The sequence below is a fragment of the Lysobacter sp. CFH 32150 genome (assembly GCF_022758295.1).
GTDB lineage: Bacteria > Pseudomonadota > Gammaproteobacteria > Xanthomonadales > Xanthomonadaceae > CFH-32150.
In genome coordinates this window covers 227,572-239,015 of sequence record NZ_JALDWJ010000004.1, presented here as the reverse complement: position 1 = coordinate 239,015, position 11,444 = coordinate 227,572, and the positions used below count along the sequence as shown (strand labels likewise).

General features: G+C 66.7%; 9 protein-coding genes. 3 read left to right on the top strand and 6 right to left on the bottom strand.

The features are described from left to right. Positions 1–84: 84 nt before the first annotated feature. The 4 genes from MO486_RS09185 to MO486_RS09170 form a co-directional block, all read right to left on the bottom strand. Positions 85–3,375, bottom strand: coding sequence for an ankyrin repeat domain-containing protein (locus MO486_RS09185; protein ID WP_242906543.1), 3,291 nt, complete (start codon positions 3,373–3,375; stop codon positions 85–87). A gap of 10 nt (positions 3,376–3,385) precedes the next feature. After that, on the bottom strand, positions 3,386–3,655 hold the full coding sequence (locus tag MO486_RS09180) for a YcgL domain-containing protein (RefSeq protein ID WP_242906542.1): 270 nt from the start codon (positions 3,653–3,655) through the stop codon (positions 3,386–3,388). Between the two features lie 115 nt (positions 3,656–3,770). Then, positions 3,771–4,778, bottom strand: coding sequence for a cytochrome d ubiquinol oxidase subunit II (gene cydB, locus MO486_RS09175; protein ID WP_242906541.1), 1,008 nt, complete (start codon positions 4,776–4,778; stop codon positions 3,771–3,773). After that, the gene (locus tag MO486_RS09170; protein ID WP_242906540.1) at positions 4,778–6,181 is read right to left on the bottom strand and encodes a cytochrome ubiquinol oxidase subunit I; all 1,404 of its coding nucleotides are present in this window, start codon (positions 6,179–6,181) and stop codon (positions 4,778–4,780) included. Before MO486_RS09170 ends, cydB begins: the two co-directional genes overlap by 1 nt. Before the next feature lie 166 nt (positions 6,182–6,347). On the opposite strand from MO486_RS09170, the gene MO486_RS09165 reads away from it, so the two are divergent. Then, a complete protein-coding gene (locus tag MO486_RS09165; protein WP_242906717.1) occupies positions 6,348–8,711 on the top strand; it encodes a S9 family peptidase in 2,364 nt (787 codons plus the stop codon). 75 nt (positions 8,712–8,786) lie between these two features. After that, positions 8,787–9,020, top strand: a complete 234-nt coding sequence (locus MO486_RS09160; protein ID WP_242906539.1) for a hypothetical protein — start codon at positions 8,787–8,789, stop codon at positions 9,018–9,020. 26 nt (positions 9,021–9,046) lie between these two features. Here the strand turns inward: MO486_RS09160 and MO486_RS09155 are convergent, their stop codons facing one another. Both MO486_RS09155 and MO486_RS09150 read right to left on the bottom strand, forming a co-directional pair. Continuing rightward, positions 9,047–9,343, bottom strand: coding sequence for a hypothetical protein (locus MO486_RS09155; protein ID WP_242906538.1), 297 nt, complete (start codon positions 9,341–9,343; stop codon positions 9,047–9,049). A 31-nt stretch (positions 9,344–9,374) separates the two neighbouring features. After that, positions 9,375–9,665, bottom strand: a complete 291-nt coding sequence (locus MO486_RS09150; RefSeq protein WP_242906537.1) for an I78 family peptidase inhibitor — start codon at positions 9,663–9,665, stop codon at positions 9,375–9,377. A 71-nt stretch (positions 9,666–9,736) separates the two neighbouring features. Between MO486_RS09150 and MO486_RS09145 the strand changes: the two genes are divergently transcribed. After that, positions 9,737–11,422, top strand: a complete 1,686-nt coding sequence (locus MO486_RS09145) for an NAD(P)/FAD-dependent oxidoreductase (RefSeq protein WP_242906536.1) — start codon at positions 9,737–9,739, stop codon at positions 11,420–11,422. Positions 11,423–11,444: the final 22 nt, after the last annotated feature.

Here is an 11,444-nt window from a genome sequence, read left to right as displayed (position 1 = left end):
TTGAAGGCCGCAGGGATGACGAGCAAAGGCAGGAGCAACGTCACTGGATCCCCGCCTACGCAGGGATGACGAGGAAAGGCAGGATCAGCGCGGCTCGCGCAAAAAACGCGCCATCGACACACCGCCAGGCGTAGCCGGAACAAATTCGGCGGCGACGTCGACGAAGCCCCGCATCACCGCAATTTCCTTGGCACTGCGATTGAGCGTGTCGCGCAGGTCGGGATCGGCCCCGGCACGCAGCAGGCGTTGCACCACTTTCAGCAGGCCGTGCAGCGCGGCCAGGTGCAGCGGACCGAAGCCACGCGGATCCTTGGCGTCGAGCGCGACGTCTTCGTCGAGCAGACGGTCGAGACCGGCCAGGACGACTTCCTCGTCGCAGGCAGTGCCAGGTTCGGCGCGCGCGCCGAGCAGCAGCAGCAAGGGCGTGACGCCACCGGCGGCCGCCTGATCGGGCTCGGCGCCGGCCAACACCAGGGTGTCGAGCAACGCGACCAGACGCGGACGTTCACGCGCGGTGAAACCGAACAGTGCGGCGCAATGCAGCGGCGCGAGGCCTTGCGCATCGCCGGCGTGCACGTCGGCGCCAGCGGTGAGCAGGCGCGCGACCAGATCCGGCAAACCGAGGGCGGCGGCGAGCATCAACACCGTGACTTCGCCAGGCAGGCGCTGCTCCAGCGGCGCGCCGGCGTCGAGCAACCGCTCGACGATCTCGCCCTGACGCATGCTGACCGCGGCCGACAGCGGCGTCGCGCCGGAGCGCGCGGCGATTTTCGGATCGGCGCCACGCGCCAGCAACAGATCGACGACGGCGCGATGACCGCCACCGGCAGCGCGCAACAGCGCCGTGCACCCTTGCGTGTCGAGCGCATCGACCGGCAGGCCGAGATCGAGCAGGCGCCGCACGGCATCCACTTCGCCGACGATCGCAGCGGCAGGCAGGTCGGAGGCCTGCAGCGCACGCTTGGGCAATGGCCAGCCGCGCCAGTCGAGCCAGTCGGCAAGGTCGCGGCGACCGGCGGACAGCGCCACGCCGAGTGGCGTCTGGCCATCGGCGGCGCGCATCTCGGGATTGGCGCCGTGTGCGATCAACGCCTTCAGCGACGCTTCGCGGCCCAGCGCCGCGGCAAGATGTAGCGCGGTCATGCCGTGGCTGTCGCGCGCATCGAGATCGACGCCATGCGCTACCAGTCGTTCGAGCAGACGCGACCAGCCCAGCCGCACCGCCAGCGCCAACGGTGGGTCACCGGCCAGCGAAGGCGCGAACGGATCCGCGCCGCGTTCGAGCAGGTCGAGTGCGCAGGCTTCCAGGCCGCGGCCAGCATGATCGGTGACGACGCAGGCAGAGAGGAAACGCGCGACGCCGCCACTGCCCGCGGGCGCCACGCCTCGGTGCAGCAGCGTCTGCAATGTGGGCAGCGCGGCAGGACCCTGCGAGATCGCCGCAAACATCGCGTTGTCGCCGCCGTCGATGCGCACCTCGGGATCGGCACCATGCGCGAGCAGCCAGTCGATGCGTGCCGGTTGCGCGGCGATGTCGGTGTCCAGCAACAACGCGCCCAGTTCGCGCGGCGCCAGCAGTTGCACCAATGCATCGAGGTCGGCGTAACGACCCGCGAGCAGGCCTTCGCGCAGCAACGTCGCGGGCGCGCGGTCGGGAGGTGGTGCGGCAGGTCCGGCATCCGTCACCGTGGCGGGCAATGGATAGTCCGGATCGAGGGCTGCGACCACACTCCAGCGCCCGGATTCGGCAGCCAGGTCGACTGCGCGTTTGCCGTCATTGCCGCGGCGATTCGGATCCAGGCCGAGTTCGAGCAGGCGCTGCACCAGTGGCAGGTTCGGCGGATCGCCAGCGCTGGCGAGTTGCAACGCATCGCGACCTTCGTGGTCGTCGGTGTGCAACTCCGGCCGCAGCGGCAACAGGCGCTCGATCACCGCCAGGTGACCACCGCGGGCCGCATCCAGCCATGGCGTGCGACCGCGATCATCGCGCGCCTGCACGTCGGCATTGGCAGCGAGCAGGGTGGCAACGATTTCGGCATGACCGGCGCGCGCGGCTTCGTGCAGGGCGCTGCGACCATGGCGATCGCGCGCGTCGACTTTGGCCTTGTGCTTGAGCAGCAAGGCGACACCGGCGGCATCGTCTTCCTCGGGCGCGGCGGCAGCGAGCAGCGCGGGCGTCGCGTTGGCGGGTTCGGTTTTCGCACCGCGTTCAAGCAGGAAGCGCGCCAACCGCCAGTTGCCGGAGGCGCAGGCGATGCCGAGCGGGGTCACGCCATCGTGGTTGCGGGCATCGAGTTCGGCCGCGGCATCGCGCAGCAATGCGGCGACGCCGGGATCGGAACTGCGCGCGGCGTGGTGCAGCGGGGTGTTGCCATCGGCATCGGCAACGCGCGGATCGGCGCCGTTGGCGAGCAGGGTCATCACCGCTTCGGGGCGGCCGTGCCAGCTGTCGCGCGTCGCGGCGAGCAGCGGCGCCATGCCGGCATGCGCGGCGTTCAGATCGGCGCCATGCCCGATCAGCCCGCGCAACAGGCGCAGGTCGGGCAACACCGCCGCCAGCATCGGCAGCGTGCGCTGGTCGCGGTCTTCATGCGGCGGCAACGCATGCGCATCGGCGCCGGCTTCGAGCAAGGCCAGCGCGCGATCGACGCGGCCGCTGCGCGCGGCGGCGTACAGCGCGATGTTGAGCTCGACGGCAGTCGTCGGCGTGGTCGCGTCGAGACCGTGCTCGTCGAAGGCTTCGTCCTCGTCATCGAACGGCAGCTCGACCTGCGGCAACGGTGTCGCCGCCGGCGTGCGTTGCAGCAGCCAATGCGCGAGCGGCGACAGCAGCGCAAGTGCGCCAGCGAGCAACCATTGCGCGGTCGGGATCAGCAGGTCGGGCCAGGCCGGCAGCAGGACCAGCGTGAGGACTGCCGCAACCAGCGCGGCAACGCCGAGTCCTCGCCAGACGCCGACTTCGACTTCGCCCAGGCTGCGCACGTGCGTGCGCCACGGGCCGCCGTCTCGCTCCAGCCCATGCCACAACGGCCAGGTGCGCCACAGCCCGAGCAGCAACAGGCCCGCGACCAGGCTTAGGCCGATCGCCGCGCCCAGGCTGCCGCTCTCGCGCAGCGTCGCCAGCGGCCAGGCCACGCCAACGGCAACCACCGCCAATCCAGCCCCCCACAACGTCGCCAGCGCCAGGGCGTCACGACGCCAATCGCCAGCCGCGCGCGTTCCGCGTCGCCACGACCACGCCAGCGCGAACGCCGGTTGCGCCAAGGTCCCGGCCAGCGCCGCGATGACGCCGCCAAAGCCACCCAACGCCGCCAGTACCACGCCCACCGCGGCGGCGATCGCGAATTTCGGCAAGCCGCGCTTGATCAGGAGCATGGACTTAACTTCAGCCATCGGTGCCCCAATCCTCGGTCATCGGATCGACGACGGTCGGCGGGAATTGCAGGTGGAAGCCGCGCGCGGACAGGTTCTCGCGCACCACGCTCACATCTTCGCGTGCCAGCTTGCGGTCGGGAGTCAGCACCAGCTCCAGCACGAACTGCAAACCGCCCAGCTGCGTGCGCAATGGTTCCGGCAGGCGCGCGAAATCGTCACGCGCGGCGAGATACAGGTAGGTGTCGGCCTTTTTCAGGCTCTTGTAGACGTAGGCTTGCATCGCCCCGGCATTTGCTTGGAATACCGGGGATTGTGTCGGAAACACCGCTGTGACGGAACCCGCAGTTTCGCCGCAGCTGAACGCGGCAGTCAGTAGAGCGGGATTCTGTTCCGGGCTAGTGATACCCGGCGTCGGCGGCGACCTTGCCCTTGAACACCGAGTACGACCAGTACGTGTAACCGAGGATCGCCGGCAACAACACGATCAATCCGACCAGCACGAAGCCCTGTGACGACGGCGGCGACGCCGCATCCCAGATCGTCATCGCCGGCGGCACCAGGTAGGGCCAGATGCCGAGCACCAGCCCGGCGAAACCGAGCCCGAAGAAGCACAGCGCCGATACGAACGGCGCCGCGTCGCGGCCTTCGCGCATCGCCGCGCGCCACAACAGGAATGCATTCAACAGCGCCAGCAACGGCACCGGCGACAACCACCAGAAATTCCCGCCTTCGAACCAGCGCGCCATGATCCGTGAGTCGAGGAACGGCAGCCACGCGCTCACCAGGCCCATGAACGCGACGACGACCAGCACCAGCGGCCGCGTCAGGGTGCGTGCGATCAATTGCATGCGCCCTTCGGTTTTCAGGATCAGCCAGGTCGAACCGAGCAAGGCGTAACCGAACACCACCGCGACACCGGTCAGCATCGAGAACGGACTGAACCAGCCGAATGCACCGCCAACATACTTCCCGGCCTGCAGCGGCATGCCTTCGACCAGCGCGCCGAGGATCACGCCCTGCGCGAAGGCGGCGAACATCGAACCGAGCGCGAACGCCGCGCCCCAGAACAGCTTGGCGCGCTGTGCCTTGAAGCGGAACTCGAACGCGACGCCGCGGAACACCAGCGCGATCAGCATCAACAGCACCGGCAGGTACAACGCCGACAGGATCAATGCGTACGCTTTCGGAAACGCCGCGAGCAGGCCGGCGCCGCCGAGTACGAGCCAGGTTTCGTTGCCGTCCCAGATCGGGGCGGCGGTGTTCATCATGTGGTCGAGTTGGTGCTCGTCCTCCGCGAACGGCGCGAGGATACCGAGGCCGAGCACGAAGCCGTCGAGCAACACATACATCAGCACGCCGAAGCCGATGACGCCGAACCACAGGATGGGCAGCCAGTACTCCATCACGGCATCTCCCTTGCATCGTCGCCAACCGACAACGGCCGCGCCGGTGTTTTTTCGCCGTGTTCGCGCTCAGGTGCCGGCTCATGCGGCTGTGGGCCTTTGCGCACCTGCTTGAACAGGTACCAGATGCCCGCGCCGAACACGGTGACATAGACGCCGGCGAACACCAGCAACGACGCCAGCACGCTGCCGGCATCGATGGTCGGCGTCACCGCATCGGCGGTGCGCAGCAGGCCATAGACCACGTAGGGCTGGCGCCCGATCTCGACCACGTACCAGCCGGCAAGAATGCAGATGAACCCCGTGGGCAACATCGCGATCCAGCTGCGCAGCAGCCACTTCGACTCGAACAGATGCTGGCGTCGCCATGCCCACAATGAAGCCAGCGTCAGCAGCAACATCGCCAAGCCGAGGCCGACCATCACCCGGAATGCGTAGAACACCGGCTTCACCGGCGGCCGCTCGCTCGCCGGCACCGCCGTCAACGGCTGGATCTCGCCATCGAGCGTGTGCGTGAGGATCAGGCTACCGATCTTGGGAATCGCGATTTCGTAATCGTTGCGTTCTTCCTTCTCGTTCGGCACCGCAAACAACACCAGCGGCACGCCCTCACCCGCGGGCTCGCTGCGCCAGTGGGCCTCCATCGCAGCCACCTTGATCGGCTGATGTTCGAGCGCATTCAACCCATGTTGATCGCCGACGAAAACCTGCGCCGGCACCGCGATCGCCGCGAACGCCACCGCCAGTTTCAACATGCGTTTGCCGGCTTCGACATGCACGCCGCGACGCAGGTACCAGGCGCTGACGCCGCCGATGACGAAGCACGTGGTGATGAACGCGGCCAGCACCATGTGCGCGAGCCGGTATGGGAACGAGGGGTTGAACACGATCGCCCACCAGCTCGCTGGCTCGAACACGCCTTCCGCGGTGAGCGTGTAGCCCTGCGGCGTCTGCATCCAGCTGTTGGCCGAGATGATCCAGAACGTCGAGATCAACGTGCCCAGCGCGACCATGCACGTGGCGAAGAAATGCAACTTGTCCGACACACGCTTGAAGCCGAACAGCATCACGCCGAGGAAGGTGGCCTCGAGGAAGAACGCCGTCAGCACTTCATAACTGAGCAATGGCCCGAGGATGTTGCCGGCCTTCTCGCTCAGCACCGCCCAGTTGGTGCCGAACTGGAAACTCATGACGATGCCGGAGACCACGCCCATGCCGAAGGACACGGCGAAGATCTTCAGCCAGAAGAAGTACAGGTCGCGCCAGAGTTCATCGCGCGTGCGCAGCCAGCGGAATTCGAGGAAGGCCAGCCAACTGGCCAGGCCGATCGTGAACGCGGGGAACAGAATGTGGCAGGAAATGACGAAGCCGAATTGGATCCGCGACAGCAGCAGTGCATCCACGCAAGGCGCCTCCGCAGCGCGCGGGGGAGCGCCGCGCCGCATATTGTGCGCCGCATCATGCGACGGTGCCAGCCACCATGACCGATGGCCGGTCGTTGCGGACAACCGGACTGCTACGCTGCGGCCGGCTTAAAACAACGATTTCCTCGAGTTCCGACCCATGCCGATGCGCCGCTGCGTGCCTTTGTCGCTTTTCCTGTTCGCCACCACGGCCCTCGCACAGACGGGCGAGCGACTCACCCTCGAACAGATCATGGCCGACCCCGACTGGATCGGGCCACCGGTGGAACAGGCGTGGTGGGCATGGGATGGCACGCGCGCGTACTACACGCTCAAGCGCGAGGGCGCGACCATACGCGACACCTACGCGCAGTCGCGCGCGGGTGGCAGCGCGACCCGTCTCGATGGCGCTGCGCGCGCGGAGATCGACGCGGCTGCACCCGTGTTCGATGCGCAGCGTGCACGCATGGCTTTCGTCCGCAACGGCGACGTGTTCGTGCGCGATCTGCGCAACGGCGCGTTGACGCAACTCACGCGCAACGACGACGACGACACGCGACCGCAATGGAGCAGCAACGGTGCGCTGGTGTGGCGCGTCGGCACCGACTGGTATCGCTGGACCCCACGCGACGGCATCGTGCAGGCGGCAAACGTCAAGGCGGAGAAGTCGCCGACCGCACCACCGGAAGCCGATGATCTGCGCGAGCGCCAACTGCGCCTGATCGAAACGCTGCAGCAGGACAAGGCGCGCCGTGACGCCTTGCGCGAACAGAGCGAGGCCTGGCGAAAGACCGATCCGACCCGCGCGCCGGCCCCGGTGTACCTCGGCAACGAGGTCGAGATCGCCGACAGCGCGCTTTCGCCCGACGGCCGCTGGCTGCTCGTCGTCACCACCGCCAAGGGCGCGGACACCGGCCAGAAAGGCAAGATGCCGAAATACGTGACCGACTCCGGTTATGAGGAATTCGAGGAAGTCCGCACCCGCGTCGGCCGCAATCCGCTGCCGCCGCACAAGCTGTGGCTGGTCGACGTGGCGAACGCGAGCGCGAAGCAACTCGACTTCGGTGTACTGCCCGGCATCAAAGACGACCCGCTTGCCACGTTGCGGAAAACTGCGAAGAAGGACCCATTGAAAGGCAACCGCGACGTGCGCATCGGCAGCGACAGCAGCAACGCCGCTGCCGGCGTGAGCTGGAGCGCCGACAGCCGCAACGTCGCGGTCCTGGTCCGCGCGATCGACAACAAGGATCGCTGGATCGCGACGATCGATCTCGCCGGCGCCACCCTGCAACCGCGCCACCGCCTGCACGACGCGGCCTGGATCAACTGGAGCTTCAACGAATTCGGTTGGCTGCGCGACAACGCGACGTTGTGGCTGCTGTCGGAACAGAGCGGCTATTCGCACCTGTACCTGGTCGAAGGCACTAACACCCGCGCGCTCACCAGCGGCCAATGGGAGGTGTCTGCGCCGACACTGTCCGCCGATGGCCGCAGCTTCTATTTCCTCTGCAACCAGCAGCAACCGGGCGATTACGAAGTCTGCAACGTCGATGTCGGCGGCGGCGCCGTGCGCGAAGTCACCGCACTCGATGGCGTCGAGGATTTCGTGCCGTCGCCGGATGGCTCGAAATTGCTGGTGCGCCATTCCGACAGCTACACCCCGCCGCAACTCGCCGTGGTCAACGCCAACGGCGATGGCCTGGTGCAGCTCACCGACACGCGCAAGCCTGCGTTCAAGGCGCGCGAATGGATCGAACCCGAATACGTGCAGGTGCCGTCGAAGCATGGTGCTGGCGTCATCCACGGCAAGTTCTATGCGCCGAAACAGATGGAGAGCGGCAAAACCTATCCGATCGTGCTGTTCGTGCACGGCGCCGGTTACCTGCAGAACGTCAGCGACAAATACCCGAACTATTTCCGCGAGCAGATGTTCCACAACCTGCTGGTGCAGCAGGGCTACATCGTGCTCGACCTCGACTATCGCGCCAGCGAAGGCTACGGCCGCGACTGGCGCACCGCGATCTACCGGCAGATGGGCACGCCCGAACTCGAGGATTATCTCGACGGCCTCGACTGGCTGGTCGCGAACAAACAGGGTGACCGCGACCACGTCGGCATCTACGGAGGCAGCTACGGTGGCTTCATGGCGTTCATGGCGCTGTTCAAGCAACCCGGCGTGTTCAAGGCCGGCGCCGGGCTGCGTCCGGTCACCGACTGGTCGCAGTACGAGCACGAATACACGTCCAACATCCTCAACACGCCCGAACTCGATCCCGAGGCATACAAGACTTCATCGCCGCTGGAATATGCCGCCGGCCTGCAGGACTCGCTGCTGATCGCGCACGGCATGATCGACGACAACGTGTTCTACAAGGACTCGGTGATGCTGGCGCAGCGGTTGATCGAACTGCGCAAGGACAAGTGGGAGCTGGCCAGCTACCCGCTGGAACGCCATGGCTTCACCCACCCCGAGAGCTGGTACGACGAATACCGCCGCATCTACGAGCTGTTCGAGCGCACCCTGAAATAGCCGCAACGACGTCTTCACCGCGCCTGCGCACGACCCGCGCCACGATCACGGCCCCGCCTGTGATCGAGGTGCGACATGGCCAGATGCGACGTCTGCGGCAACGACTACGACAAGGCCTTCTCCATCAACGGCCCGATGGGCAACGGCACCTTCGATTCGTTCGAATGCGCCATCCATGCCCTCGCCCCGACCTGCGCCCACTGTGACTGCCGCATCATCGGCCACGGCGCCGAGCACGCAGGCGTCTTCTACTGCTGCGCACACTGCGCCAAGCAGTCAGGCGTGGTCGGGATCGACGATCGGATTTGAACGCTGCCTGCACCCTCGGACGGTTTTCAACCCGGCTTCGGTGGGTTGGCACTGCCCTCCCCGAACTCCTCATGCGAACGCGGAGCGCCGGGAAGTTGTGCATTGAGCGATTCGCGATACCGGATGCAACCCCGCAGGAACACCGGCCATTCCGGCACTACCGGAGACACGAGGGACTGCTCGGGCAGGAGATTCCATAGCGCGGGGTGATGCCAGCAAAGCTCATGTTCCGTGCTGTCGCGGTGGGCGCGGACGGCGTTACGCAGCTTGATCAACTCCGCAATCAACTCGTCGCGCGACAAGGCATCGAGGTCGGAATCCATCGTTTTCTATCCAATGCGCCTGAAGCCCGCGTCAGCCGCAGGCAACACGCTCGATCCGCCCGTTGGCGTCGACGTAGATGTTCACGCGTTCGGCGTTGAACTCCATCGTCACCACCTCGCCAGGCTTGAGTACCCGCGCGGTACGGCTATGCGTGTCGACGCGTACGCGCTCGACGACGTCGGCGGTCGCGGTTTTGCCGACCGCCCATTGTGCCGGCGCATCGACGCACTGCCCTGCCTGCGGCGGAGGTCCAGGCGGCATTGGCGCGCAAGCGCTCAAGGGCAAGACCAGCAGCATGAGTAGATTGAGATTGCGGTGCATCAGTCTTCTCCCTGGAATCAGGCACCAGCGTGCCTCAGCAAGTGTCAGTGTCGCGTAAAATCCCGCTCCATATGCTCCGCCTCACCGACATCAAACTCCCGCTGGACCATGCGGAGTCCGCGCTGACCGACGCGATCCTGGCGCGGCTCGGCATCGCCGCGGATGAACTGGGCGGCTACACCGTCGCCAAGCGCAGCTATGACGCGCGCAAGCGCGGTGCCATCGTGCTGATCTATTCCGTGGACGTGGAGACGCCGCGCGAGGCAGACCTCCTGCAGCGATTGCAGTTGGATGCCGGAGCGGCGGCGCCCGCACGTGGCGACAACGGTAAGCCGTTGCACAACGTGATGCCGACGCCGGACACGTCCTACAAGTTCGTCGCCAAGGCGCCGGCGACCATGCCATTGCGACCAATCGTGATCGGCATGGGACCGTGCGGTTTGTTCGCAGGCCTGGTGTTGGCGCAGATGGGATTCCGTCCGATCATCCTCGAGCGCGGCAAGGCAGTGCGCGAGCGCACCGTGGATACGTTCGGGTTGTGGCGCAGGAAGGTGCTCAACCCGGAGTCCAACGTGCAGTTCGGCGAGGGCGGCGCGGGCACGTTCTCCGATGGCAAGCTGCACAGCCAGATCGGCGACAAGCTGCATCATGGACGCAAGGTGCTGCGCGAGTTCGTGCTAGCCGGTGCACCGGAGGAGATCGAATACGTCAGCAAGCCGCACATCGGCACGTTCCGGCTGGTGTCGATGGTCGAGCACATGCGGGCGACGATCGAATCGCTGGGCGGCGAGATCCGCTTCTCCAGCCGCGTCGACGATGTGCTGATCGAGACCGATGCCGCCGGCCACCGCCATGTGCGCGGAGTGACGCTCGCCACCGGCGAGGAACTGCGCGCGGACCACGTGGTGATGGCGCTCGGCCACAGCGCGCGCGACACTTTCGCGATGCTGCACGAACGCGGCGTGTTCCTCGAAGCCAAGCCCTTCTCGATCGGGTTCCGCATCGAGCATCCGCAATCGCTGATCGACCAGGCGCGGTTCGGGCCGCAGGCCGGGCACCCGTTGCTCGGCGCAGCCGATTACAAGCTGGTGCACCACTGCCGCAATGGGCGCTCGGTCTACAGCTTCTGCATGTGCCCTGGCGGCACGGTGGTGGCGGCGGCGAGCGAGCCGGGACGCGTGGTCACCAACGGCATGAGCCAGTATTCGCGCAACGAACGCAACGCCAACGCGGGCATCGTCGTCGGCATCGCGCCGGAGGATTACGCGGCGTACGGTGAAGGTCCGCTGGCTGGAGTGGCGTTGCAACGGCATTGGGAAAGCCATGCATTCGTGCTCGGTGGCGGCGAGTACGAGGCGCCGGGACAGCTGGTCGGCGATTTTCTCCGCGACCGGCCGTCGCGCGAGTTCGGTGCGGTGCTGCCCTCGTACACGCCAGGCGTGCGCCTGGGCGATCTCGGCCAGTCGCTGCCCGACTACGCGATCGCCGCAATCCGCGAAGCGCTGCCGGCGTTCGACAAGCAGATCAAGGGATTCGCGATGCACGATGCGGTGCTGACCGGCGTGGAAACCCGCACTTCGTCGCCGCTGCGCATCACCCGCGGTGGCGATGGCTACAGCGTCAACACACGCGGGCTGTTCCCGGCCGGTGAAGGCGCGGGCTACGCCGGCGGCATCCTGTCGGCGGGCGTGGATGGCATCAAGACCGCGGAAGCGGTGGCCATGAGCATCCTGGCCGGCGTGGCGCGCGCAGCGTAGGCAACCGTCCTGCGTCGCAGGC

Excerpts from the sequence above, each read along its gene's own strand:
- MO486_RS09185 (WP_242906543.1), bottom strand. The coding sequence starts at position 3,375 with ATGCTCCTGATCAAGCGCGGCTTGCCGAAATTCGCGATCGCCGCCGCG.
- MO486_RS09155 (WP_242906538.1), bottom strand. The coding sequence starts at position 9,343 with ATGGATTCCGACCTCGATGCCTTGTCGCGCGACGAGTTGATTGCGGAG.
- cydB (WP_242906541.1), bottom strand. The coding sequence starts at position 4,778 with ATGGAGTACTGGCTGCCCATCCTGTGGTTCGGCGTCATCGGCTTCGGC.
- MO486_RS09180 (WP_242906542.1), bottom strand. The coding sequence starts at position 3,655 with ATGCAAGCCTACGTCTACAAGAGCCTGAAAAAGGCCGACACCTACCTG.
- MO486_RS09150 (WP_242906537.1), bottom strand. The coding sequence starts at position 9,665 with ATGCACCGCAATCTCAATCTACTCATGCTGCTGGTCTTGCCCTTGAGC.
- MO486_RS09160 (WP_242906539.1), top strand. The coding sequence starts at position 8,787 with ATGGCCAGATGCGACGTCTGCGGCAACGACTACGACAAGGCCTTCTCC.
- MO486_RS09145 (WP_242906536.1), top strand. The coding sequence starts at position 9,737 with ATGCTCCGCCTCACCGACATCAAACTCCCGCTGGACCATGCGGAGTCC.
- MO486_RS09165 (WP_242906717.1), top strand. The coding sequence starts at position 6,348 with ATGCGCCGCTGCGTGCCTTTGTCGCTTTTCCTGTTCGCCACCACGGCC.